Origin of the sequence: Shewanella sp. CAL98-MNA-CIBAN-0140 (assembly GCF_040309905.1) — a bacterium.
GTDB lineage: Bacteria > Pseudomonadota > Gammaproteobacteria > Enterobacterales > Shewanellaceae > Shewanella > Shewanella psychromarinicola.
On sequence record NZ_JBEOPI010000038.1, the window covers coordinates 1 to 25,500 of the forward strand.

Sequence of the window (25,500 nt, forward strand, 5' to 3'; positions counted from 1 at the left end):
TCATAGCAAATCTCACTTCTAGTCTTGATTTATACTATAAGAATAGGCCAAAACTGACTCAGATGCATAGGCATGTTAATAAAAGACCAGAAAAAATATCTATTCCCCACATAAACCAATGTTGTTGCAGCATATTTTTGTCCTTAATTAAAATTCAGTGTGAGAGACTCAGTATGGGTGATAATGATAAAATTAATCTTATTAACTAGCCATATTAGCAATAACCAATACGAGGTAACTATATCGTTACACTTTTGACCTCGTTATCAAACGGTTTTCTTTTGCAGTAGTAAGGCATTAATTGATGCGATTGTGATGCGTTGAAGCTTACTTTTTCAATTTAGCGGGTATTGCTAATGTACACATTAACGCTGTTATTTGGGCTATCCTTTACATTATCGTTATGCAATATAGGCCTTTAGTTCGCCATTAATATCGTAAGGGGGTGAATGAGATGAATCGTTATATTTATCTATTATGACTTCAGAGATTCATTTTTTGGTCGATATTTAGGCTATCTATTATGCTAAATGAGAAATTATTATGGATGTTAACAATGCGGCTTCAACTAATGCGACCCCTGCACTAGAAAGTAAAAGCACTTCAACCCGTGCCGCCACTTCGTCAACTCAAGCCGCTTCCAATAACGCTAGCTCAGCGGTCAACTTATCCACCAAAATATCAGCGAGCCAACTCAGTCGTCAAATAATGAATAACAACATTCTGGCAGCACAAGAGGAAGTGAGCATTGCTGCCGGTGACAAGTCCATGGCATTACTTTATCGCGCCGCGATTGAAGCCATTAACGAAGAGCTTGCACCAATGCGAGGAGAAAACTCAGTCCAAAAGAGCCTTGCGAGTGGGGTGGATTACTCGCCAGAAGCAACTGCTGATCGTATTGTTAGCTTTGCAACAGCGTTTTTCTCTGTGCATCAACAACAAAACCAATCTATGGTGCTCGATGAACAAGTTGACAGCTTTATGCTCAAAATTGGAGATGCAATCGATCACGGCTTTAAAGAGGCAAGTGATATTTTGTCTGGTTTAAAAGTACTAGAGGGCGATATTGCTGCTGGTGTTGATAAAACATATGAGCTGATACAGCAAGGGTTAGCGCAATTTAGACAGGATAAGTCGACTAAAGATGGATCACAAAGCGTGACTCAAGCTACTTAGTCTCTTATGATTAAGATAGGCTTTCAGCGATAAGGATAGTGACTATGTGGACAACGGGTAAGGTAATTGAGCGCATTGATTGGAATGATAAATTATTCTCATTGCGCATCAAAGCCGATGTCGAACCTTTTATCGCAGGTCAGTTTATTAAGCTCAGCCAAATGCGTGATGAAAAGCGTGTCGCGCGGGCGTATTCACTGGTAAATTCTCCAGGTACGGATTATGTCGAAGTGCTGGCGGTGTCGGTAGAGGATGGGCAATTATCTCCAGATCTAAAAGCATTAAACCCAGGAGACACCATTGAAGTGACGCCCAAAGCGACTGGATTTATGACCTTAGATGAAGTGCCTAACGGCGTATTGCAAGGCAAACATTTGTGGTTCTTTGCTACCGGTACCGCTGTGGGTCCTTTTATCTCTATGCTGGCAACGGCAGAACCTTGGCAACGCTTTGAAAAAGTCGTATTAGTTTATGGTGTCAGGTTCGCTGAAGATTTAGCTTATTTAGCAACCATTAACCAGTTTATTGAACAACATCCACAGCAGTTTGTGTTTATTCCGATTGTGACCCGTGAAGACTATCCTGAAGGGTTATCGTGTCGCATTCCTGATGGCATTAGCAGCGGATTAATTGAACAAAAAGCGGGGTTAGGGATTAATGCAGAACATTCTCAAGTGATGATCTGTGGTAACCCAGGGATGATAAGTGACGCTCAAATAGCCCTAGTAGATAAAGGATTAGCCAAAAATCTTCGACGTGCTCCTGGGCAAATAACGGTCGAAAAATATTGGTAATAGTATCGTAAATGAGAATGCAGTGGTGGCCCTGCTCGCCATATTCACAGACAGTATGATAATAATTGTAATGAATGATCAACCTCTTACCTGACCCAATATGAGTACAATATCGATTACAAATCAGCTAAATGTGAGTACACTTCGGGTAATGTATATTGAATTAAGATAAGCTATTAATTAGCGGAATTGATAAAAGAAGCTATTGGTTATCTAATGACTACTTAATTACATCAAAGCGTTAAGTTATAACCATTTAGGCCGACATAAAGTATTAAGGTAGATGAGTTAATATGGGTAACCAAGTTATGCCTCGTGAACAGTTAGGGATTTGCGCAGAAGGGAATTTACACAGTGTGTACTTGATGTTTAATGCCAATGACGGTGTTGAAGATCAACTACGTCCGTCCATTGCTAATGTGGCGCAATACATTTACGAACTCACGGATCAGTATGCAGACAGTGCTTTTAATGGCTTTGTGGGTATTGGGGCCAATTTTTGGGATACTTTTTATCCAGAAGCTCGTCCAGCATTGTTGAAACCTTTTCCTGCAATGAATGACGGTAATCGTGATGCTCCCGCGATGGAATATGATCTGTTTGTTCATATCCGTTGCGATCGTTATGATATTTTGCATCTTGTTGCTAATGAAATTAATCAAATGTTTGAGGATTTGGTTGAGTTAGTCGATGAAGAGCGCGGTTTTCGATTTATGGACAGTCGTGATTTAACCGGCTTTGTTGATGGTACTGAAAACCCTAAAGGGCGCCATCGTCAACAAGTTGCGCTCGTCGGTGATGAAGATCAAGACTTTGTATCTGGTAGTTATCTACATGTGCAAAAATACATGCATAACTTAAGTAAATGGCATCGTTTACCACTTAAAAAACAAGAAGATATTTTTGGTCGAACCAAAGTTGATGATATTGAGTACGAGTCAGAAGATAAGCCATTAACCAGCCATACGAAACGAGTCAATTTAAAGGACCCACAGGGTAACGCATTAGAGATTTTACGCCAAAGCATGCCATATGGTTCGATTAGAGAACAAGGGCTAATGTTTCTTTCTGTATGCCGTACACCTGATAACTTCGAAAAAATGCTCCGCAGTATGGTGCACGGTGATGGTCATGGAAATCATGATCATCTAATGTCGTTTACTAAAGCGTTGACTGGGTCGTCATTTTTTGTACCATCACTGGATTTTTTAACTCAATTTGATGATGTGTAAACGCCGATCCTAGGCAATAAAAAAGCAATGCCATGGCATTGCTTTTTTATTGGAACGGTTTTTTTATTCACTATAGTTGAATAAGGATCTAACCGTTTCGAGAGTATCATCAATAGTTTTTATGCTTGCTGGGCAAATAAAAATAGTATCATCGCCGGCAATGGTACCTAATATGCCTTCTGGTTTGCCTATTGAATCGAGCAAACGTGCAATTAATTGCGCTGCACCTGGGCTGGTTCTTACCACAATCATGGCTTGGTTATGGTCAACATCCAGTACTAAATTCTTAACTGGACTACCCGCAGTCGGAACGCCTAGCTCGGCAGGGAGGCAATACACCATCTCTTGCTTAGCATTTCGAGTTCGCACAGCACCAAACTTGCTGAGCATGCGAGAGACCTTAGATTGATTAATATTACCGAATCCTTCGGCTTGAAGCGCAATAACAATCTCGCTTTGGCTTCCAAAACGTTCTTCTTTCAGAATCGCCTTAAAAGTTCGAACGAGCTCATCCTGATTTCTTGTCGCTGGCATAGTGATAATTCATCTTATAGTTGTTATTCAAAAAACTAGCATATTTTGAATATATTGGCTTGTTAAGTCAAGAAAGAATCAGATTTATTGAATAAAAATTCATTTTACAGTGGAACTTTAAGCTGACACTTGGGTGAGTAATAAGTCTACCGACTTAAGTGAATAATTCACAGTATTGAGGTTATAAACTATAAATTAATAGGGTGCAGTATTTAAAGAGGCTTTATCGGACGACTCGTTATATAACGATTCTTTGTATAACGATCGTGGCGATGATTGTTTTGTTAGTACCAATAGCGTATCACCCTTTTCAGACAGCAGATTGAGTTTGCCTTTTGAGAAATCAATCTGTTGTACCTGTGCAATAGCGTGCATCAAATCCGCTTCTTGGGCCATTAAACTATCTACACAAGCTTTCATAGTTGAACCCGACGGTGCCATTTGGAGTCGATTTCCTTGTTGATCGTAATGACCAAAAAATTGATTACAGCTGTTATTGCCGCTTAACTCACCATTTTGGGCAAAAACTAATTTTGCTGGGCTATTATTAATGGTAGGAGTATCAAGGACGACTTCTACATGCCAAGTACCAATTAATTGTTCATTTGAGACAATTTGAGTGTGGTTTTGACAAGCACTAAGGCCTAAAAATATAACGGTGGCGCCAAGAATATGCTTTATCATGCGAAGAGAGTTCCAAATACGAAAAAATTGCCGTTATTCTACTACTTGAAGGTGAGTAAGAGCGTAAATAATTGTAATTTTTCGGATTAATGAACATTATTTAACGTATTAAAGAGTCTAAAATGATCAAATTACTCAAAGTGTTGCATATCGTTGGTTTAATCATGTTGCTGGTGGGCGTAGGATTATATTGGCAAAGTGATATAGGCCAGCAAGTCAGTGGTATATTAGTCATTGCCTTACTTATTGGTGTGGGGACATTAATTATGTCTCCGCTGCCTGTTGCGCTAGTGATAGAATGGTCTAAGAAACAATCTCCCAATTTAGGGTCAAAGGAATAATCATTGTCATTTATTATCCGTAAGGCGTTATTAACCGATGTTGCTGCTATTGTGCAGTTAGAACGTGCTCATGTAGATGATGAGTTGCTAGGTTCAAATAACCAACTTCATGCTCATTCACTCAGCAAAGGCGAGGTGATACAGCTTATCAATCAGCATTGGTTTATCGTGGCAGAAGAGCAAGAGCAAATCATTGGTTATGTGATGGCAGCCAAATGGTCCTTTCTTTCCGCGCAACCATTGTATCGCCATATTATTCAAAAAATTAAGTTTACCGATTTAGAGGGACAAACTTTATCGACCACTAATTCATGCCAATATGGGCCGGTTTGGATCCAAGAATCAAAACGTGGCAAAGGAGTATTTTCGGCGTTAGTCACTGAATTAAAAAAACAAGTAAGCAATACCTTTCCATTTATGATTACGTATGTCGCCGCAGACAATGCGCGTTCATTAGCCGCACATCAACAAAAAGCGGCGATGACAGAGATTGATCAATTTAGTTTTGAACAACGTGATTATTGTTTACTGGCCACTGCCACTGCCACTGCCACGGTAAATGGTATCTGATCAATTGTGTCGTTAAGGTGGTTATTTAACGTCAAGGCGGTATAAGGGATATATCGATAAAAACCGATTTATTTCAAGTCTGCAATATCAAACTGGCCATTGGCTTTGCTAACAAGGGACATTGACGTGTTAGTTGTGGCCCTATTGTCAGTCAATGCAACACCGATAGCAGGACAAAGAGTTGTTTGATTATCGTTTGCTATCCCGAGCTGAGGTTATTTATTAGGAATATTATGAGTACTGACTTTGAAACCCTTTTTTTACCTTACCTTGGCTTAAGGTTATCGGCGTTTGACAATATGAAGCTGATTGCTGCGGTATTGACTGACGCGAGTGAGACGTTTGAGTGTGTTGCAGCTGATTTACAAGATGAAGATGATCCACAGTTGCAGCCGTCGGGATATTTTGTGTGCTGGCAACAAACGTGGTTATTTTGTGGGGTAACCAATGATTACCATGCAGCGATTACATTGTTTACCCAAGTCGAGCGGATTAATAAGGCGTCAATTTGTGTCAAAGTGGTGCCAGTAATGACCATGCCGCAAGTATCGTTTATGTGTGTTGAAACGGCTCATTTTGATCATTGTTAATGAGCCTATCACCCCGTATTTATGGCGCTGTCACTTCAGCGTCATGGAGTTGCATTATCACTAATGGCCGTTGCTCACTGTGATATCGATGATATAACTGCATTATCTCTGCCGGTAACCTAGCAAACGCACTCGGGTCTATCACCATAAAGTGCTGCCGTTGATATAAGCCAATTAACCAGGGGTGGGCAAATAAGAAGCAATGTCTACTCGTTAATTTGGGCGCGATAAATTGCAATAACTGACTTGAAAGTTGTTGGCCACGATAGTGAGGATGGACTAATAATCCACTTATCAATTGATATTGGCCTATCGGTTTAATTCTTATTGCGGCAACGATTGTTTGCTGATTTAAGTCTGTGCTATCTGTGCCAGAAGAGTGTAGGTGATGAATCACTGCAACCGCTTCTTTTTGGGCTAATCGAGCATAAGGCATATGCTGACGATAAAATAATTTGAGTGCAGACCACGCTTTTATAGCAGAAAGTTTACTGGCACAGTGCTTGATAGCCGTGAGTTCAATCGCAGTCGGATTAGTTGCTCTTGGGTTAACCGCAATGGATTTAGTCGCAACAGATGGCTGGTGGTTTGCCGTTATCTTTGTGTCTAGCCAAGTGGGGTGATACATAACGTGAGCCATTTGTGAGATCAAATAATAGTCTAATAAATCAGATAAAATAAAACCGCCAATGGCGGTTTTATTTTTGATATCGTTTTGCTTAGCCTAAAGTCGCTAGGCTAAGACGATATGCGTTTCTTCATTATAGCCCAGCATCAGCCCGAAGGATTTCAGCTTTATCTGTCGCTTCCCAAGGGAATATATCGCGACCGAAATGACCATAAGCAGCGGTTTGTTGGTAGATTGGACGTGCCAAATCTAGCATTGCCGTTAAGCCATATGGACGTAACTCAAAGTGTTGACGAATCAATTTGATTAACACTTCTTCAGACACTTTACCGGTACCGAATGTTTCAATACTGATAGATGTTGGCTCTGCCACACCAATGGCGTAAGACACTTGAAGTTCACAGCGATCAGCAAGGCCAGCCGCAACAATGTTTTTAGCCACATAACGTGCAGCGTAAGCGGCACTTCGATCTACTTTAGATGGGTCTTTACCAGAGAATGCTCCGCCGCCATGACGGGCCATTCCGCCGTAAGTATCTACGATAATCTTACGTCCGGTTAAACCACAATCACCAACAGGTCCACCAATTACAAAGCGACCGGTAGGATTAATAAAGTATTTAGTGTCTTTATTTAACCATTGTGCCGGTAATACAGGCTTGATGATGGTTTCCATTACCGCTTCAATCAAATCAGCTTGTTTCACGTCTTCACGATGTTGCGTTGACAATACAATCGCATCGATACCGATGATTTTGCCATCGTCATAGGCAAACGTTACTTGGCTTTTCGCATCTGGGCGTAACCAAGGTAGGGTGCCATCTTTACGCACTTCAGACTGACGCTTAACTAATTTGTGCGCGTAAGTGATAGGTGCAGGCATCAATACATCGGTTTCATTGCTGGCATAGCCAAACATTAAGCCCTGGTCACCCGCGCCTTGTTCAGCCGGATCTGAGCGATCAACACCTTGATTAATGTCTGGTGACTGTTTGCCAATGGCGTTCAGTACAGCACATGAATCTGCATCAAAACCCATATCCGAATTGGTGTAACCGATTTCGCGCACGGTTTTACGGGTAATTTCTTCAATATCTACCCAAGCAGAAGTGGTGACTTCGCCGCCCACTAATACCATACCGGTTTTAACATATGTTTCGCACGCAACACGAGCTTTTGGATCTTGCTCAAGTATTGCGTCTAATACCGCATCAGAAATCTGATCGGCGATTTTATCTGGATGACCTTCTGAGACAGACTCAGAGGTAAACAAGTGCTTTGCCATAATAGGAAAATCTCGTTGGTTGCATTTGAATATACGTCTAGACGTCTATTTTAGTCGAAATCGAATCTGATAACACCCCCCCTATACGAATTTAACTTTATAATTGTGCAGTGATGCATGAATATTTTATATTCAAAATAACTATTTTTAGCTTCGTTGCTAATTAACTAATTGATTATAAATAATTTTAGATGTTTTTATGGTTTTTTATAATCACTTTAGTGCCAAAAATTGAACAATATCAGGGTTGATTATTAGGCTTTAAATGGCGATATAAGGTTATGTTTGACTGATATGGCGCTGTTTTCAAGCTTGACTGTCAATAAATAATGACTTAGCTCATCAATGCCCTTCATTGGTATTTGAGCATATGGCTAGGTACTAGGTCGCTTCGCTGCTTGATGCTATAAAATCTTAGCAGCGAAGCGGTCCCTATTCCTGAGATGACAAGCGGTGACGAGCGATATCAAGAGATGATAAGCCACGAGCCTAGGTGCTAGACCGCTCTATCCGTGAGCGCAGCGTTCGCTTGTTATCTCTTGTTATCGTTTCTGAAGCTGTCCCTAGTAGGACAGAGTCCGCTCCTAGCAGCCGCAGGCGCTCTATTCCTAGACCCTTGAACTGGGTCAATTCTGGACATGCACAATCCTGTCTTTCGAGGTCGTTTGGGTATAAATATGCAATGTGAGAAATTTTAATTTGCGTCACATCGCCTAGTAGGGGAAAATATGACTTCACAATTGTCAGCTACTCACAAACAAGCAGGAGAGAGCATGTCATCTCGTAAAGTACTCGCTAACGCCATTCGCGCCCTAAGTATGGATGCGGTTCAAAAAGCCAATTCTGGTCATCCAGGTGCCCCTATGGGTATGGCTGATATTGCCGAAGTGCTATGGAATGATTTTCTAAAGCACAATCCAACTAATCCTAACTGGGTCGATCGCGATCGTTTTGTACTATCAAACGGTCATGGCTCTATGCTTATATACTCTTTACTGCATTTATCGGGTTATGAATTGCCAATTGAAGAGCTAAAACAATTCCGTCAATTACATTCAAAAACCCCTGGTCATCCAGAATATGGTTACACCCCTGGCATTGAAACCACAACCGGTCCTTTAGGCGCGGGGCTCAGTAATGCTGTTGGTATGGCAATTGCTGAAAAAACCTTAGCGGCTCAGTTTAATCGCCCAGGCCACGAGATTGTTGATCACTTTACCTACTGTTTCTTAGGCGATGGTTGTTTAATGGAAGGTATTTCTCACGAAGCCAGTTCATTAGCGGGCACATTGGGTCTTGGTAAGTTAGTGGCATTTTGGGATGACAACGGTATTTCTATCGATGGTCATGTTGAAGGTTGGTTTACCGACGATACGCCTAAGCGTTTTGAAGCCTATGGCTGGCATGTTATTGCGGGTGTAGATGGTCATGATCCAGACGCTATCCGTGCTGCAATTGAACAAGCCAAATCAGTCACTGACAAGCCATCGATGATTTGCTGTAAAACCATTATTGGTTTCGGTTCGCCTAACAAATCGGGTAGCCATGATTGCCATGGTGCACCATTAGGTGATGCTGAAATCGCCGCGGCTCGTGAGTTCTTAAACTGGCCACATGCTCCTTTTGAAATCCCATCTGATGTTTATGCTGGTTGGGATGCTAAGCAAAAAGGTGTGGCCAATGAATCATTATGGAATGAAAAATTTGGCGCTTATCAAGCTGCATTTCCAGAACTCGCTGCAGAATATGATCGCCGGGTATTAAAAGGTGATTTACCTGCAGATTTCGAATCTAAAGCACAAGCTTTTATCCAACAAAGCCAAGATAAAGCTGAAGGTATTGCCAGCCGTAAAGCATCGCAAAATGCCATAGGTTTCTTCGGTGCCATGTTGCCAGAATTACTCGGTGGTAGCGCAGACTTAGCCGGTTCTAATTTAACGCTTTGGTCTGGTTCAAAAGGTATTCAAGACGATCCTGCCGGTAACTACATCTATTACGGTGTACGTGAATTTGGCATGAGCGGTATTATGAACGGCGCATCATTGCATGGTGGTTTTATTAACTATGGTGCAACCTTCATGATGTTTATGGAATATGCGCGTAACGCAGTACGTATGTCTGCATTAATGGGTATTCAAAATATTTTCGTGTATACCCATGACTCAATTGGTCAAGGTGAAGATGGTCCAACCCATCAGCCTGTTGAGCAATTAGCTAACTTGCGCTTAACGCCAAATATGGCCGTATGGCGTCCATGTGATGCAGCTGAAACGGCTGTTTCATGGAAAGTGGCGATTGAACGTCGCAATGCACCAACAGCGCTAGTCTTTAGCCGTCAGGGTCTTAAAGCACAAGCGCGTAGCACTGAGCAATTAGCTAACGTGACTAAAGGTGGTTATGTACTGTCTGATTGTCAAGGCACTGCAGAGGTGATTTTGATTGCCACCGGCAGTGAAGTGCAATTGGCGATGGATTCTGCCGTCGAGTTAACCAAGTTAGGTCAAAAAGTGCGTGTGGTTTCTATGCCTTCTACGACTGAGTTTGATAAGCAAGATGCTGCCTACAAAGAATCTGTCTTGCCAAAAGGTGTCACTAAACGTGTTGCCATTGAAGCTGCACATACAGATTTCTGGTACAAGTATATTGGTTTTGATGGTGGCGTAGTGGGTATGACGACCTTCGGTGAGTCAGCCCCTGGTGGTGATTTACTTAAGCATTTCGGCTTCACTGTTGATAATGTAGTAAAAACTGTCCAATCTTTAGGATAATCATCTGAGATTAAACACTTATCTATTAGGTGGTTAATCTGTATAATAACGGCCTGCAATACTATTGCAGGCCGTTATTTTTATGTCTTTAATTCACACTAAATAACATTTACTAAGTCACTTATGTGTCAGTGTTTCTACAATAGTTGATGACACCATAGGTACCTCGGTGAATGATACTGGACCCTAAATGATTCGAGTTGCAATTAATGGTTATGGCCGGATTGGCCGCTCAATACTTCGTGCACTGTACGAATCTGGTAAACGTCAACAAATTCAAATTGTGGCGATTAATGAGCTGGCAAAGCCAGAAGCTATTTGTCATTTAACCCAATACGACACTACTCATGGTCGTTTCAAGCATAACGTTAAGCTAAAGGGTGATCAGTTGCTTATTGGTGATGACAGTATTTTGTTACTCAATCAAGCTGATGCTAACTTATTGCCTTGGGCTGAGCTTGATATTGATATCGTTTATGAAGCCACCGGCAGCTTAATTGATCGTCAAGCTTGCGAAGCACACATTCATGCTGGCGCTAAGCAAGTGCTGATTAGCCATCCTTCTTCTGCAGATGTTGATGCAACCATTGTGTATGGTGTTAATCATGATTTATTGCGTGCAGACCATACGGTTATTTCTAATGCGTCTTGCACTACCAATTGTATTGTCCCGGTTATCGATGTATTGGATAAGCATTTTGAAATTAAAAGTGGGGCTATTACGACTATTCACTCGGCGATGAATGATCAGCAGGTCATTGACGCTTATCATGATGATTTACGTCGAACGCGCGCCGCAGGCCAGTCCATTATTCCTGTTGATACTAAATTAGCTCGAGGCATCGAACGTATTTTGCCGCACATGAAAGATAAGTTTGAAGCTATTTCTGTGCGTGTGCCCACCATTAATGTGACCGCGATCGATTTATCCGTCACCCTTGAGAAAAAAGTCAATATTGAACAGATCAACAGTGTGTTAGAACTTGCCTCAAACGGAAGTTTTAATGGTATTTTAGGCTATACTGACGAGCCTCTGGTATCGTGTGACTTTAACCATGATCCACGTTCAAGTATTGTCGATGGTACCCAAACCCGTGTTAGCGCTGGCCACTTGGTCAAATTATTATTATGGTGCGATAACGAATGGGGTTATGCCAACCGCATGCTTGATACCAGTTTAGCGATGATCCAAGCAAAATTAGATCGGTAACATAAACAGATTATGCCGTAATGGGTTAAGCCGGTTGCGCACAAAGACTTTGTATTAACTTAAAAAGGAACTGCTAATTATGGCAATTATTAACATGACAGATTTAGATCTACAAAATAAGCGGGTGCTTATTCGTGAAGATTTAAACGTGCCTGTCAGCGATGGCGTTGTGACCAGTGATGCGCGTTTACGGGCGTCATTGCCAACGATTAAACTTGCGCTGCAAAAAGGCGCCGCAGTCATGGTGATGTCACATTTAGGCCGCCCAACAGAAGGTGTGTTCAACGCCGAATTCTCAATGCAACCTGTAGTGGATTATTTAACGAAAGCGTTAGATTGCTCAGTGCGTTTAGTGAGTGATTATCTTGATGGTGTTGAGGTTAATGTTGGCGAAGTCGTCGTATTTGAAAACGTTCGCTTTAATATTGGCGAAGGTAAAAACGATGAAGCATTATCTAAAAAAATGGCCGCATTATGTGATGTGTATGTTATGGACGCATTTGGAACGGCTCATCGTGCCCAAGCATCTACTCATGGCGTCGGTGTGTATGCCCCCATTGCCTGTGCTGGCCCGTTATTAGCCCAAGAATTAGATGCACTAGGCAAAGCGCTTGATAATCCAGCTCGTCCAATGGTGGCGATTGTTGGTGGTTCTAAAGTGTCGACTAAATTAACCGTACTTGAAAGCCTTTCAACTAAAGTTGACCAACTTGTTGTGGGCGGCGGTATTGCTAATACCTTTATTGCTGCAGCAGGCTATAAAGTAGGTAAGTCACTGTATGAAGCTGATTTAGTAGAAGAGGCCAAGCGTCTAGTGGCCAATGCCCGAAGTCGTGGTGGTGATATTCCGGTTCCTACTGACGTGGTAGTCGCGAGTGAGTTTAGTCCAACGGCTGCCGCGACGCTTAAATCGGTTAGCGAGGTGACTGACAGCGATATGATTTTTGATATTGGTCCTGACAGCGCAGAAGCCTTAGCTAAAATTATTGAACAAGCGGGCACGATCGTCTGGAATGGTCCAGTGGGCGTGTTTGAATTTGATCAATTCGGCGAAGGCACTAAGCGTATCGCCGAAGCGATCGCAAATTCCAAAGCATTTTCTATTGCTGGCGGTGGTGACACCCTGGCGGCAGTCGATAAGTACAATATTGCAGACAAAGTGTCTTATATTTCAACCGGTGGGGGGGCTTTCCTTGAGTTTTTAGAAGGCAAAGAATTACCCGCAGTAGCAATGCTTGAAAAGCGTGGCGCTTAGTTCACACATCAAGTATTTGTAGCGTAAACCTAATAATTATTATAAAAAAAACCGCTCTGTCACTGTTATTTTTTAGCCGCGACAGAGTAAAAAATCCGTCCAAACGATAGCGACCTAGGTGAGTAATCACCCTATTATTGGAGAACAAAATGGCTCTTATCTCTCTACGACAACTGCTTGACCACGCTGCAGAGCATGGTTATGGCGTCCCTGCTTTTAACGTTAACAACCTTGAGCAAATGCGTGCAATTATGCAAGCCGCTGAAGCCACTGACAGCCCTGTGATTGTTCAGGCCTCTGCCGGTGCACGTAAATATGCTCGCCCACAATTTTTAAAATACTTAATGGCAGCCGCTCTTGAGCAGTATCCTGATATCCCAGTTTGTATTCATCAAGATCATGGTACTGATCCTGACATTTGTCAGCGTTCAATTCAGTTAGGTATGTCATCAGTCATGATGGATGGCTCGTTAATGGCCGATGGTAAAACACCTGCATCATACGACTACAACGTAGATGTCACTCGTCGTACAGTGGCATTTGCTCATGCTTGTGGTGTGTCTGTTGAAGGTGAAATTGGTTGTTTAGGCAGTTTAGAAACTGGCCAAGCTGGCGAAGAAGATGGTGTTGGTGCTGTGGGAACACTGAGCATGGACCAAATGCTAACGTCGCCTGAAGAAGCTGCTCGGTTCGTTGCTGATACTCATGTAGATGCGTTAGCGATTGCCATTGGTACCAGTCATGGTGCGTACAAGTTCAGCCGTAAACCTACCGGTGATGTATTACGTATCGACCGTATTAAAGAAATCCATGCGCGGATCCCGAACACGCATTTGGTTATGCACGGTTCATCCTCAGTACCGCAAGAGTGGCTGCAAATCATCAACAAGTATGGTGGTGAAATTCCAGAAACTTATGGAGTGCCGTTAGAAGAAATCGTTGAAGGTATTAAGCACGGTGTGCGTAAAGTGAACATTGATACTGATTTACGTTTAGCATCAACGGGTGCCGTGCGTAAATTCTTGGCTGAACATCCTGCAGAATTTGATCCGCGTAAATTCTTGAAAGCATCAATGGAAGCGATGGCTGACATTTGTACCATCCGTTATGAAGCATTTGGTTGTGCGGGTATGGGCTCTAAAATTAAGCCTAAATCACTGCAAGCAATGTATAAAGCTTATCAATCTGGTGAGCTTGATCCTAAAATAATGTAAGCCAGTCTTACACTAAAACCACTAATCAGCTCATTTATCAATGAGCTGATTTTTTGTGAAAAAATAACCCAAAACGCTATTTTGTAAACCTTATCGAACATGGTTATCGGTTAAAAAATTGATGCTATAACGTCAACATTTATTGATTTACCTGTTATGGGCGAAAGATCTCATGGATGTGGCCATTAATGGCCGCGACCTAATGTGAGACGCCCTGGGTGACAAAGCTTTCGCGGCACAGTGATTCTATTGCCAAATTTGAATGTTTATCTTATTGTTCGGATTGTTGATTGGTATAGGTAACAAGATTATTATTGACCCTATGGTCGGTGCTAAACAGCTATGAGCTGCTAAGTCTCAAAGGTATCTAGTGCCAACATTAGGCTTAATCCTAACCAGTATTATGATGCTATTCGTGATGATATGGTGGCCTAATCTCATGGGGAACTAGTGATAAAAACGACCTTATTTTCCTTATAGGATAATTATTTGTGCTGCCGTTAGTTATGGAAACCGTTAGGACATTTAACTTAGTAGTGATTAATGCGTTAAGAGCCTGCGGTGATGCCATGTTGGCTTTTTGCATGGGCCTGTTCCATGTGATGTATAGCGGGATCTGATGCGGTCCACTTAGCGTTTAGCTTGCTGGGTGTTTGGGCCGTTTTAGCGCTCGATGAATAGGTTTAGCCATGCTGTGGCTGTTAATGCACCGCATGTTGGCAAAGCAACAGCCTAGTGACTTAATGATTGATGGGATGACTATTTTTTCAATTTTATTATCAAAGTGTTAATATTCTAGGGGTTAAACGTATAACCCCCCACATTAGATTTTGTAAATCGTAAATAAAGGATGAAATGACATGAAGAGACTGCTACTTACTGCAGCTATTACACTAACCATGCCATTTGCAGCACATGCTGGAAGTGAGTTTGTTGAAGGCGATGCCACTTTTGCTGGTGAAGCAGAATTAGGTGCAACGTTAACCACCGGTAATACAGATACTTCTTCGTTTAAAGCGCGCCTAGCGTTGAAACAAGAATTAGACAACTGGGAGAACCAGTATGTGTTAGAAGGCTTGTACAAAGAAGACTCTGAAGAAGTGACTGCAAAACGTTATTTCCTAGGTGCGCAAGGCAACTACCAAATTAACGATGTGAGCTATTTGTTTGCTAACACTAACTATGAAGTTGATCCATTCACTGGTTACGATTTCACCTCAACGACTTCTGCCGGTTATGGTCAACACTTTATTGATACTGACAGAATGTCTTTAAAAGCTGAGGCGGGTCCGGGTTATATTTATCAACAACTGGATGAAGAATCCGCACTTGCTGAAGGTTATGATAGCGAAGATAGCGTTGTTGCTCACGCCGTGATTGATTTCCAAACTAAGATTAGTGATTCATCTAAGTTCCAGCAGAGGTTTGTTGCCGATTGGGGGAGTAAATTAGATGCTCGTTCTGAAACCTCATTAACAGCCAATATCGTTGGCTCACTGGCGATGAAATTTGCTGTTATTGTTCGTTATAACAGTGAACCGCTTGATGACAAAGAAAGTACTGACACTGAAACCAACATGACATTACTTTACGCATTTTAAGTTAACACTATTTGTCATGTTAACTTGAATTTATGTATCGAAACGCTGGCCTTGCCAGCTTTTTTATAGCTGTTTTTTTGAATGACTACAATGTCGGCTTATTATCGCCTTAACGAATGGATCCCCCCAATCTTTATCCGTAAGTGATTAATTCAGCGTGTCCCATTATTAATCAGCAATGTCGTAAGTTAGCGATTTCTATATTTACTATCATGCAATTATACCTTGCGCAGAAAAACGCCATATTCGCGGGCTTGCTCACGAATTAGCAATCTTATCCAGAGGATAGTCGAGTTAGCATCCTTTCATCTCTCTCTTTGGGAGTATACTTTTTTAATCAGTCGATACACTAAGACAGTGCGATGCAAATAGGATGTTGTTGGTTCGACAATGCACAACGTTTGTTGACAGATCAGTCAACGGCGACTCAATGGCATTTAAACGATAATGAATATTGGGTGTTAAACCAATTGGTTCAGCATCGCGGGCAAGTAGTGCCTTTATCTTTGCTTGCAACTGTGGTGGCATCTGGTGACTGTGCGCATCAATTATCTCATGCCGAACTGCTAGGTATTATCAATAAAATTATTAATCATCTGTGTCATCGTCATATTAATCTCATTGAATATATCCCTGAACAGGGGGTGATTTTATATACCACCGTGACCACTAAGCGCAGCAAGATCTTGGAAATGCCTAATCGGCTATTATCGTTAGGTCAGTATCTGTTTATTATTGCCATTCTATTAAGTATATTGTTGTTTGTTTACGCTAACCTTAACCCTCCTCAGCTTGCTCAAGCCGATGTATTGCGGCAAGTGTTGACCTCTGATGGACATATTGTTCAACTGTTTGTTTTTGGGGAGGATAATCAGCAAAATGCGCTATTGCATGCAGACTGCTTATCAACACAATTACGCTTGTGTCACCATGCCCGCTGGGATTCAATTACGATGACGTTATCGGCTAATCAAGGTTACATGAGTTTCATTTTGACCGATTCCAGTGAAGCGATACCATTAGTTAATAGCATTAAAGTGAGTATCGATAACATGAGCACGCCATTTATCACTCAAGAATGGCTACAAAAGGTGCACATTTGTGGCTAGATTTATGTCCCTATTAATGCACATGAAAATACGCCGATTATTACAGTCAAAACGCGGCAAGCTTTTTTTTGTATTAAGTTTTTTGCTGATTACATTTATTGTGACCAGTGTGCTTAATCGCATTGCTAGTACCCATAATGTTTGGCATTTCGATTGCCATGCTGACGGTTATTTTAGTCATCAAGGAGAATTACCATTAACCGTTAATAAAAGTAACTTACGGTTAACCTTATACATTGAGCACAATCAAGCCGAACTGACTTATAGGGTAGAGTCATCAACTCATGATCCCGAAACGGTTCAATTATCAGGCAAGGTCGAAGAGGTTCATATGGGCTCATTTACTTATCATTTAGCATTATCCCTACCGCCGACCCGTTGGCAAGATAACAGTCTATTACGCCCATATTTACAGAATGAATTTGGTATTACTGCATCTCACTTTATGGATGGTTTTAGCATATCTCAGGAGGTTCAGGTGATCGACTTAGATGACACATTCACACGGGGAACGCTAAAATTTCTCCCAAGTAATAACGTTTGGGCTTGTCAGTTAATATCCCCCAATACTGCTGACTAATTTTCATTGAATAAATTAACTTTTAGCTTAATATTCCCTTTGCGGTATAGTAGGTAAGTGTCAATGAAAAAAGGTGTGTGAAAGATATAGTGGCAAAAGTTAAAGTAAAACAAGAAGAAGCGTTATCAATTAAATTTAGTCATCAAATGGGCCCTGGTGATCAACGGGTATTTGATCTGTATTTTTATTTGCCAACAGAAATGGGCATTGGTTCGCATACCTTAGATGAAGAGGATTATTATCACAGTAGTATTCTTGGACGTCGTTCTTATTATTCTAAAGGACTGCATTTACCGTTAGTCCAGTCACGTTTTGTCAGTTTAAATAAACGAACGTTAGAAGAGTTTCGTTTATACCTTAACTTATTCGCTTATCAATTTGCTGTCGCCATTGAAACTGATGCCAAAGAGTTACAACAAAATACTGACACAAGTGAGTTTTATCCGGCATTAGATGAGCTGTGTGATGTGGTTACGCAACTATTTAAAAAGTTTCGGCGTAATGAACCGAACGATCCTAAGTGGAAATCTTATTTTGAGCATGCCGATAATTACCTGTCCTGGTTTTGTGAGCAGCAGCTATTAAAGACATTGGCTCGAAGCCCTAGAAGTGCTGACTATAGTGATGTTAAAGAAAAAGTATTAAATTTATGCCGTAGTGAGAATCACTATAGAGAGCAAGAGTGCAAATACAACTCGTTGCAGACTCAGCTTGATGCTAACCGGATCTCTAATAAAATGCTTCTTTTAAGACGCTTAATTCAACAAGGTGTTGTTTTAAAAGAAGAATTAAAGCCATTAGGCGTCGGTCTCAAAAAATTCGTAACTGGAGTTGCCACGGGGCTTGTGATGCTGGTGGTATCGGCATTGATAATAAAAGCCCAAGGTTTCTTTAATGGATTAACCTTGACCTTGCTGCTGACGTTAGCGGTTATTTATGGTTTTAGGGAAATCTTTAAAGAGGATTTTCGTAATGCTATGTGGCGGTTTATCCAACGAGGCCGTCCAAGGTGGAGCCGTATTTTACGTGATACTACCACCCAAACTGTGGTCGCTAAACAATTAGTTTGGCTCGAATTTATGCGCAGTCAAGATATCCCAAAAGCGGTTTCTGATATCATGAAGCAACGCCACAGTCAGAATAAAGTGGATTCAGAAGTTCTGCATTATCGTATTGCAACCAAGGTGACAAATAAGCCCTTTGAGGCGGATTATTCACAAATTCAAGAACAAGTGAATTTTAGTCTAGTGCCTTTTGCTCGTCATTTAGAACGTGGTAAAGCGAAGATATATAAAGAAACCGAAGGTAATATTAGCAATGAGTCTGTTGAGCGTCGCTATCAAGTCAATTTGGTTGCTGTGTTGCGTGATGGCAAACAGGAACCTGAATATGCCCGCTTTAAAGTGACCATGAACCGTTCAAGTATTATTGATATTCATGAAAGTAAGCTGCCTGATAATGTACAACCTTTTAGGCTTGAGTCTGACGAACTCCTTCCAGAGGTTGTTAGTCATTCTAATCCGCACACATAAGACTACAGATGAAGTAATTAAAAATAGTTTTCTTTTATAGCTTTATTTCTATTTATTAATAACTTGACGTTATTCATCTTCTGTTCAACGGTCAATATTGATCACCACCTGACGTTAAGCAACGCTGTGTCAGGTGATTGAATCAGTCAATTTTCGAGGATGTTGTGGCTTTGGTAGGGCGAGTAAATGCTTGGCAAATATTTTGGTCAACAGATTGTTTAGCACGTTTTAAGGCTATTTCAGCGTTAGCAAGGTATTGGTCCAAACTTTGTCGCTGTAAATAACTCGCGATACCAATGTTAATTCCTTCACCCAAATTCTTTTCTTCCAGACACTGCATCATATTAATCGCATATTGATGGGCTGAGTTTGCATTCGTTTCGGTCAACAATATGACTAGCTTTCCGAGCTGCCATTGCGCAATTTGATAATTAAGCGGTAACTCAATCAGTAACTGTAGCTCAATGTCTTTTTGACGCTTTTCAAGTTGGCTCATATTGCCCATATTGCTGAAAATGCCTTCTGGATTAATGTCCATTACGAGTAAGCTTGAATGTTCTTTAGTGAGCTCACTAAGGTTGATAAAGTAATTTTCAAGCTCATTTAAACGTAATACTATGGCGCTTCGATGGCCAATGACGTTACTGCTGTTTTGGGCCGACACCACTGGCGTGGTCTGTTCAAAAGTACAAATAAGGTATTCAATATCACCTTCGAATGTAAGTTGACCTGTTAATGTCGTTTTTAAGCAATGCTCATAACGGCCATGGTTAAATGGCATAATTTGCGCGGTCCACTCCCCCTGTAAGCTAATTTGCGCGGTTATGTTCTGCCATTGATTATGCAGTTCATCGCCGAGTAATTCTGTGATAGAAATATCAGTGTCTCCGTGTAAAGACATCAGCTGATCAAATTGCTTATTACATTTTATTATCATGCCACTGGCATCGGTTAGCGCCGTAGCGACAGCACAGTTGCTCATTAATTGATAGAGATAGGCTTGGCTCTGACTATCAAATAATGCGGTAATATCTTCAAATGTGACTAACCAATAATACTCATTACTGTTAGGGCATTTTTCTCTGCGAATATGAGTTTGTAACATACTACTATTAAGCGTTTCTAAATTGATCTCACCATTCCATTGCTTATGATGAGTTAATGCATCTTTAATGTGGTTGAAACGATCATCATCAAGATGCAGTACTCGTTGTAAACTGCGATCTTTGAGATCATCAATTGGTAAGGATAGTGCGGCAGCGGCTTTGGCATTAACGCTCTGGATACGGCCACTATCATTGACGATTAAGCAGCTTAATTCACTGCTAAACAAACTGTTACTCAATTGAAGGCTATTTTGCCTCGCGCGTCTCTCAAGTACAAATCGATGTCTTAATATAATCAGTAAACTGGCTAACAGTGCTATCAAGCATCCTGCAACTATGATGAGTATTCGCCATTGAGCATAGCGAGTGGCAATGTCATCATGGCGAATATAAGACAATAAAAAGTATTCTCTTTTGTTTTCGTATTGGTTGGTTAACTCGACTTTTAAATACACAAAAGTGGAGTCTTGGCTGTGAAACTGACCAAAGTTATTCATTGCTATTACACGCCACAATTCTGGGTAAGTTTGTTTTAAACTTGCCCCAAGTGTGTTGGGCATACTGTCTAATGGCGCAGGTTGAGAGGCACCCGCATAGAGGAAACCTTGAGTATCAAGCAGGAGTAATGGTGAATTTTGATTAAAAAAAGCAGGCTTTATTGTTTCCAGTAGTTTAACGATAGAATTGTAAGTGACCAAATAACCTTTAATACTTTGGTCTGGGTTTTCTATCCACGATAACTGATAAAAATAAGGTTCTAATATGCCATCAATAGGAGTAAACGCCATTGGTGACGTGTAAATATCATTGCCGCCCATATTTCTACCCGAGCCCAATAACGCGGCGGGTAGTTGCATGTTATTGAAACTACCCGTGGTGGCAAATTGGAGTTCTCCTTGAGGAGTAAATAATGCCAGCCCAAGTAGTTCAGGAATATTTTCAGTCAATGAATTCCAGTTTTCGATGGTCTTTAATTGCAGTTTGTCTGATGGGTTTTGCAGATATTGTCGCAGTAATTCACCTTTTGCGATGGTTTGGGTTCTAAACTGCAAAAATGAGACTTTATCAGAGGCTAAAGACGCTACCGTTTGCAACTCACTGTAGCGTTGATCTGCCCAATCTTCTTGCAGGCGACGCTCGCCTAGATTGACCACCATATTAGTGACGATAAACACCACAATTAATAAAATAATCAATTGGCTTAGCAGCGAAAGAATGTGCTGTTGCGACCAATGACTCGCTTGTGAAGAAATTAATAACGAGTTTGAAGAACCCACTGCTTTGTGTTTAGACATGGTGCCACTTTTTTAGCATTCTCTTACTGGCAATACTAGCATGAAGCCGACGTTGGCGAAAACGTCTAGGTATCAATAGCCCATTTATTTAACCAATTTTATCCAGTTCGCGTTGTTTAAATATTGCACCGTTTTGCTCTGCGATACCGCGGCAACGTTCGATGTTTACATTAGCCAGTCCGTTAATGGCACTGACTTGTACTTGCGGTATGTATTGAGGTGCGAGTTGAATAAATTCAAGCAGTGCCTTATAGGAATTTGCCAGCTTGGGGTGACAGTGTTGCTGGTAGCTTTCTGGGGTGTCGGCATTAAGTGAAATTGACAGGCTGTCTATGCATTGGCTGAGCTCTGGCAAAATATTACGACGATGAAAGTGGTTGCCCAATCCATCGGTATTAAGCCTTACACGCCCACCTTGTGCTTTTATGGCATGGGCAAGCTGCAGCAAACATTCAAGGTTTAACGTTGGTTCACCAAAGCCGCAAAAGACATATTCTTCCACGTCATGCACATTACCTAACAAGGGTAAAACATCCTCTGCGGTAATACGTTGACTGAGTGATAAGTCGAAGTCGTGCACTTGTTTCGATCCATTATGCTTAGGGCAAAACTGGCATCTTAAGGTGCATCTTGCCGTAATATTGAGATAACGGTGATTGCCGATATCGTAAACTAAGGTTGGCGTGGGTGAGGTAGAGGCGTTCATGGCAGCTTTTTATTATGGAGAACAGGGTAAGTATTGTAGCTAAATATCGAATGTGACTATGTTGCTTAGCTCGCAGTTTTTACAGCAAAAAAAACAGAGCTGATTTAGCTCTGTTTTTGGGACTAACGATATGGGTTAATGGTGTTCATCAGAGCCTAATGGTTCCGCAACTGTTTTGGGTTGCCACCACCACATAAAAACGCGTCGTAATAAGCGCCTTATATCATCCAGAATAATGTACAAGATGGGCACCAAAATTAACGTCACTACCGTTGAGAATAAAATACCAAATGCTAGAGATGTCGCCATTGGGATAACAATTTTAGCCTGTAAGCTTTTTTCCATAATAATGGGCACCAAGCCAAAAAAGGTGGTTAACGAGGTAAGGATGATTGCCCTAAAACGATAACAACCAGAATCGATAGCCGATTGCATTAGCGACTTGCCTTCTTCGCGGGCTCGGTTAACAAAGTCGACCAAAATGAGTGAGTCGTTTACCACTACCCCGGCTAACGCCACAATACCGCATAAGCTCAACACACTCATGGATAAGCCTAGAATATAGTGGCCAAACAAGGCGCCAATCATGCCAAACGGGATGACCGACATAATGATTAACGGTTGCGTGTACGATTTTAATGGAATGGCCATTAAGGCATAAATGGTAAACATGGCAAAGAAAAATCCTTGCGCTAAACCAAGCATAGCATTTTGCTCGTCTAAGCTGCCGCCATCTAATGCTGACGTTACTTTAGGGAATCGTGCGGTTAATTCGGGTAAAAAATCTTGCTGAATTTCGGCGACCACTTTCGATGGTTCAACGTTGTTTTTATTCACATTGGCGCTGATGGTAATCGCTCGGCGGCCATCAACCCGGGTGATCGACGCGTACGACTCACCCATTTCGATATCTGCTACGGTTGAAAACGGCACTGCTGCGCCTGACGGGGTGCGGATCAGCATGTTTTCAAGGTCACCCACAGTGCGGCGTTGTTCGAGCGGGTAACGCACCATGACTTTGACTTCTTCTTTATTACGCAAAATACGTTGGGCTTCATAACCATAAAAACCGTACCGAACTTGGCGAGCTAAATCTGACAGTGTCAGCCCTTGCGCTTCGGCTTCAGGACGGATATTTAACCGAATTTCGTGCGAACCTGAAGAAAAGTTATCGGTAATATCAAATACGCCTTCATAAGTGGCCAATTTAGACTTAAGCACTTTGGCCGCTTCAGACAGTTGGTTTAAATCACTTGAGGTTAAGCGAAACGATAAATCGCCGCCAGCATCGTTGGTGCTGGCATTGATGTTAAGCTTTTTAACTGACAATAACTCGGGTAATTGTTTACGCCATTCTTCAGCAATAGCGACGCCGTCTACTTCACGGTCTTCGCCTTTAGTCAGCTCGGTAAACACAAAGGCACTGCTGCGTGAGCTTAGTTCGATGTAGCTGTGCTTCACCATGGGGTAACCGTATTGGTCTTCAAGTTTGGCGTTCATCTTGTATAACGCATCTTCGACTTGTTGCAGCACTTTTAAGGTGTTCTGCTCAGAACTGCCTTCTTCCATTTCAAGCTGCACTTGAATAAAGTCCGATGGAATATCAGGGAAGAAAACCCAGCGTACTTTGCCGCTTTGCACTAAAGCAAGTGACAGAATTAATACCCCCACAAATACCGCCACGACGTTGTAGCGACGCTTAATGCAGCGCTCAAGAAAATGACGATAGGTGTTGTGAATGAAATGCTGTAACCATTCGTTGATAGCAAATTTAAAGCGTGAGAAAGGATTCGTTGGGGCGGTGCGTTTTCTGATTTTCATGTGAGCTAAATGTGCGGGTAAAATCAGTTTTGATTCGATCAGCGAAAAGGCTAAACACAAAATCACCACCATACCGATGGATTTCCAAATAATGCCCATGGGCCCAGACACCATGATCATGGGGATAAAGGCTGCAATAGTGGTGAGCACCCCAAAGGTGGCTGGCATCGCCACTTTTTGTACCCCTTTTATCACATTATCTAAAGAGTGGCCGTTTTCCTCTAACTCGGTATAGGCACTTTCTCCGATGACAATGGCATCGTCGACGACGATCCCCAGCACCAGAATGAACGCGAATAAGGTCAGCATATTAATCGACATGTTAAACGGTTCAAGCGGCATTAATAACATGGTGCCCAAAAAGCACACAGGTAAGCCCATCATTACCCAAAAAGCGAGTTTAAGATCTAAGAATAAGGCCAGAATAATAAACACCAGCAGAGCGCCATAAAACATGTTCGACAACATCATGTTTAAACGCCCTTGCAGGTAGTGAGTTAAATCACCCCAGGTATCAAGTTGAATATTGCTTGGTAAGGTTTTTTTACGTTCGGCGACGTAAGCCTTAACTTGTGATGAAATATCTAAGGCATTTTGATCGTCAATACTGGTGATTTCAATTACCGCAGCCGGTTTGCCGTTAAAGCGGGTGTATTCCAGACGTTCTTCAAAATCATCATTAATTGTGGCCACTTGCGGTAACATAATCCGGCTGCCGTCTGGGCGCGTTTCTACCACAATCTGCGCAAAGTCATCTGCGGTATAAGCTTGGCCTTTTGTGCGCAGTAGGATGTCACCATCTTGGGCCCGAATAGAACCGCCGGGTAAATCAATCGACGAGTTTTGTACCGCTAAAGCCACTTGAGTAAACGTAATGCCATATTCGCGTAGTTTGTCTTCCGACAGTTCGATGCCTATTTCGTAGTCGCGAACTCCGGTGACTTTTGCGCGAGTCACTGCTGGTAAGTCGGTAATGTCGTCTCTGATCGCTTTAGCCATTTCTTTCATGTCATGCAGGTTCATGTCGCCATAAACAGATACCCAAATCACATTGTTTTCTGGCTTTATTTGGTAAATATTGGGTTTTTCGATGTTGTCAGGGAAGGTTGCAATGGCATCGATACGCAGTTTAGCTTCATCTAGTACTTGCTGCACATCGTAACCGTCTTCGACCTCAATGGTCACTGAGCCAACACTATCACTGGCAACAGAAGTCACTTTTTTAATGCCGCTAATATCTTGAATCGCTTCTTCGATTTTTATATTAATCCCTTCTTCAATTTCTTGTGGCGCTGCGCCTGGATAGGCAACATTGATATTGATGAGATTTAATTCAAATGTTGGAAAGATTTCTTTATTAATGAGTACCGCACTAAACAAACCGCCAATAAGCAAGGCGGCCATCAGTAAGTTGGCTGCGACACTGTTGCGCGCAAACCAGGCGATGATCCCTTTATTAGTATCCATTC

21 protein-coding genes are annotated in these 25,500 nt (G+C 41.7%); 14 read left to right on the forward strand and 7 right to left on the reverse strand.

The window, feature by feature from the left end:
* Positions 1–543 precede the first annotated feature (543 nt).
* The 3 genes from AAEY93_RS16735 (at position 544) to AAEY93_RS16745 (ending at position 3,202) form a co-directional block, all read left to right on the forward strand.
* On the forward strand, positions 544–1,176 hold the full coding sequence (locus AAEY93_RS16735) for a DUF5610 domain-containing protein (protein ID WP_101034240.1): 633 nt from the start codon (positions 544–546) through the stop codon (positions 1,174–1,176).
* Between the two features lie 44 nt (positions 1,177–1,220).
* The gene (locus AAEY93_RS16740) at positions 1,221–1,970 is read left to right on the forward strand and encodes a ferredoxin--NADP reductase (protein WP_101034241.1); all 750 of its coding nucleotides are present in this window, start codon (positions 1,221–1,223) and stop codon (positions 1,968–1,970) included.
* Positions 1,971–2,263: 293 nt separating this feature from the next.
* Positions 2,264–3,202: a Dyp-type peroxidase gene (locus tag AAEY93_RS16745; RefSeq protein WP_101034245.1), complete on the forward strand. Its 939-nt coding sequence runs from the start codon at positions 2,264–2,266 to the stop codon at positions 3,200–3,202.
* Between the two features lie 63 nt (positions 3,203–3,265).
* Here the strand turns inward: AAEY93_RS16745 and argR are convergent, their stop codons facing one another.
* Both argR and AAEY93_RS16755 read right to left on the reverse strand, forming a co-directional pair.
* Positions 3,266–3,736, reverse strand: coding sequence for a transcriptional regulator ArgR (gene argR, locus AAEY93_RS16750; protein WP_101034246.1), 471 nt, complete (start codon positions 3,734–3,736; stop codon positions 3,266–3,268).
* 195 nt (positions 3,737–3,931) lie between these two features.
* Positions 3,932–4,420, reverse strand: a complete 489-nt coding sequence (locus AAEY93_RS16755; protein WP_335689048.1) for an META domain-containing protein — start codon at positions 4,418–4,420, stop codon at positions 3,932–3,934.
* 122 nt (positions 4,421–4,542) lie between these two features.
* Between AAEY93_RS16755 and AAEY93_RS16760 the strand changes: the two genes are divergently transcribed.
* The 3 genes from AAEY93_RS16760 to AAEY93_RS16770 all read left to right on the forward strand — a co-directional run bounded on the left by AAEY93_RS16760 (position 4,543) and on the right by AAEY93_RS16770 (position 5,921).
* Entirely contained in the window at positions 4,543–4,761 is a 219-nt protein-coding gene (locus AAEY93_RS16760; RefSeq protein WP_124012409.1) for a hypothetical protein, read from the forward strand.
* A 3-nt stretch (positions 4,762–4,764) separates the two neighbouring features.
* Positions 4,765–5,331: a GNAT family N-acetyltransferase gene (locus AAEY93_RS16765; protein WP_124012408.1), complete on the forward strand. Its 567-nt coding sequence runs from the start codon at positions 4,765–4,767 to the stop codon at positions 5,329–5,331.
* A gap of 233 nt (positions 5,332–5,564) precedes the next feature.
* Complete coding sequence (locus tag AAEY93_RS16770; protein WP_351078489.1) at positions 5,565–5,921, forward strand: hypothetical protein; 357 nt, start codon at positions 5,565–5,567, stop codon at positions 5,919–5,921.
* A 19-nt stretch (positions 5,922–5,940) separates the two neighbouring features.
* On the opposite strand, the gene AAEY93_RS16775 is transcribed toward AAEY93_RS16770, so the two are convergent.
* Positions 5,941–6,549 (reverse strand): GNAT family N-acetyltransferase, encoded by a 609-nt coding sequence (locus AAEY93_RS16775; RefSeq protein ID WP_351078492.1) that lies wholly within the window; start codon positions 6,547–6,549, stop codon positions 5,941–5,943.
* Positions 6,550–6,682: 133 nt separating this feature from the next.
* Positions 6,683–7,834, reverse strand: coding sequence for a methionine adenosyltransferase (gene metK / locus AAEY93_RS16780; RefSeq protein WP_124012405.1), 1,152 nt, complete (start codon positions 7,832–7,834; stop codon positions 6,683–6,685).
* A 773-nt stretch (positions 7,835–8,607) separates the two neighbouring features.
* Between metK and tkt the strand changes: the two genes are divergently transcribed.
* From tkt to AAEY93_RS16820, 8 genes are all read left to right on the forward strand, one after another.
* Positions 8,608–10,602 carry a transketolase gene (gene tkt / locus AAEY93_RS16785; protein WP_124012404.1) on the forward strand — a complete coding sequence of 665 codons (1,995 nt, stop codon included), beginning with the start codon at positions 8,608–8,610 and terminating at the stop codon, positions 10,600–10,602.
* A gap of 190 nt (positions 10,603–10,792) precedes the next feature.
* A complete protein-coding gene (gene epd, locus AAEY93_RS16790; RefSeq protein ID WP_124012403.1) occupies positions 10,793–11,812 on the forward strand; it encodes an erythrose-4-phosphate dehydrogenase in 1,020 nt (339 codons plus the stop codon).
* A 79-nt stretch (positions 11,813–11,891) separates the two neighbouring features.
* Positions 11,892–13,067 carry a phosphoglycerate kinase gene (locus tag AAEY93_RS16795; RefSeq protein ID WP_351078497.1) on the forward strand — a complete coding sequence of 392 codons (1,176 nt, stop codon included), beginning with the start codon at positions 11,892–11,894 and terminating at the stop codon, positions 13,065–13,067.
* Positions 13,068–13,216: 149 nt separating this feature from the next.
* On the forward strand, positions 13,217–14,281 hold the full coding sequence (fba, locus tag AAEY93_RS16800; protein ID WP_351078500.1) for a class II fructose-bisphosphate aldolase: 1,065 nt from the start codon (positions 13,217–13,219) through the stop codon (positions 14,279–14,281).
* A gap of 860 nt (positions 14,282–15,141) precedes the next feature.
* On the forward strand, positions 15,142–15,882 hold the full coding sequence (locus tag AAEY93_RS16805) for a DUF481 domain-containing protein (protein WP_124012401.1): 741 nt from the start codon (positions 15,142–15,144) through the stop codon (positions 15,880–15,882).
* A gap of 401 nt (positions 15,883–16,283) precedes the next feature.
* Positions 16,284–16,991 carry a hypothetical protein gene (locus tag AAEY93_RS16810; protein ID WP_351078503.1) on the forward strand — a complete coding sequence of 236 codons (708 nt, stop codon included), beginning with the start codon at positions 16,284–16,286 and terminating at the stop codon, positions 16,989–16,991.
* Positions 16,984–17,571, forward strand: coding sequence for a hypothetical protein (locus AAEY93_RS16815; protein WP_124012399.1), 588 nt, complete (start codon positions 16,984–16,986; stop codon positions 17,569–17,571). Before AAEY93_RS16810 ends, AAEY93_RS16815 begins: the two co-directional genes overlap by 8 nt.
* 89 nt (positions 17,572–17,660) lie before the next feature.
* Positions 17,661–19,103: a hypothetical protein gene (locus AAEY93_RS16820; RefSeq protein ID WP_101034812.1), complete on the forward strand. Its 1,443-nt coding sequence runs from the start codon at positions 17,661–17,663 to the stop codon at positions 19,101–19,103.
* A 142-nt stretch (positions 19,104–19,245) separates the two neighbouring features.
* Here the strand turns inward: AAEY93_RS16820 and AAEY93_RS16825 are convergent, their stop codons facing one another.
* From AAEY93_RS16825 to AAEY93_RS16835, 3 genes are all read right to left on the reverse strand, one after another.
* Positions 19,246–21,504 carry a PAS domain-containing protein gene (locus tag AAEY93_RS16825; protein ID WP_101034261.1) on the reverse strand — a complete coding sequence of 753 codons (2,259 nt, stop codon included), beginning with the start codon at positions 21,502–21,504 and terminating at the stop codon, positions 19,246–19,248.
* Between the two features lie 88 nt (positions 21,505–21,592).
* Positions 21,593–22,210, reverse strand: coding sequence for a TatD family nuclease-associated radical SAM protein (locus tag AAEY93_RS16830; RefSeq protein ID WP_124012397.1), 618 nt, complete (start codon positions 22,208–22,210; stop codon positions 21,593–21,595).
* 135 nt (positions 22,211–22,345) lie between these two features.
* A complete protein-coding gene (locus tag AAEY93_RS16835) occupies positions 22,346–25,498 on the reverse strand; it encodes an efflux RND transporter permease subunit (protein WP_101034263.1) in 3,153 nt (1,050 codons plus the stop codon).
* Positions 25,499–25,500: the final 2 nt, after the last annotated feature.

Coding starts and splice junctions, on each gene's coding strand:
- AAEY93_RS16735 (WP_101034240.1), top strand. CDS start 544: ATGGATGTTAACAATGCGGCTTCAACTAATGCGACCCCTGCACTAGAA.
- AAEY93_RS16740 (WP_101034241.1), top strand. CDS start 1,221: ATGTGGACAACGGGTAAGGTAATTGAGCGCATTGATTGGAATGATAAA.
- AAEY93_RS16745 (WP_101034245.1), top strand. CDS start 2,264: ATGGGTAACCAAGTTATGCCTCGTGAACAGTTAGGGATTTGCGCAGAA.
- argR (WP_101034246.1), bottom strand. CDS start 3,736: ATGCCAGCGACAAGAAATCAGGATGAGCTCGTTCGAACTTTTAAGGCG.
- AAEY93_RS16755 (WP_335689048.1), bottom strand. CDS start 4,420: ATGATAAAGCATATTCTTGGCGCCACCGTTATATTTTTAGGCCTTAGT.
- AAEY93_RS16760 (WP_124012409.1), top strand. CDS start 4,543: ATGATCAAATTACTCAAAGTGTTGCATATCGTTGGTTTAATCATGTTG.
- AAEY93_RS16770 (WP_351078489.1), top strand. CDS start 5,565: ATGAGTACTGACTTTGAAACCCTTTTTTTACCTTACCTTGGCTTAAGG.
- AAEY93_RS16775 (WP_351078492.1), bottom strand. CDS start 6,549: ATGTATCACCCCACTTGGCTAGACACAAAGATAACGGCAAACCACCAG.
- metK (WP_124012405.1), bottom strand. CDS start 7,834: ATGGCAAAGCACTTGTTTACCTCTGAGTCTGTCTCAGAAGGTCATCCA.
- tkt (WP_124012404.1), top strand. CDS start 8,608: ATGTCATCTCGTAAAGTACTCGCTAACGCCATTCGCGCCCTAAGTATG.
- epd (WP_124012403.1), top strand. CDS start 10,793: ATGATTCGAGTTGCAATTAATGGTTATGGCCGGATTGGCCGCTCAATA.
- AAEY93_RS16795 (WP_351078497.1), top strand. CDS start 11,892: ATGGCAATTATTAACATGACAGATTTAGATCTACAAAATAAGCGGGTG.
- fba (WP_351078500.1), top strand. CDS start 13,217: ATGGCTCTTATCTCTCTACGACAACTGCTTGACCACGCTGCAGAGCAT.
- AAEY93_RS16805 (WP_124012401.1), top strand. CDS start 15,142: ATGAAGAGACTGCTACTTACTGCAGCTATTACACTAACCATGCCATTT.
- AAEY93_RS16825 (WP_101034261.1), bottom strand. CDS start 21,504: ATGTCTAAACACAAAGCAGTGGGTTCTTCAAACTCGTTATTAATTTCT.
- AAEY93_RS16830 (WP_124012397.1), bottom strand. CDS start 22,210: ATGAACGCCTCTACCTCACCCACGCCAACCTTAGTTTACGATATCGGC.
- AAEY93_RS16835 (WP_101034263.1), bottom strand. CDS start 25,498: ATGGATACTAATAAAGGGATCATCGCCTGGTTTGCGCGCAACAGTGTC.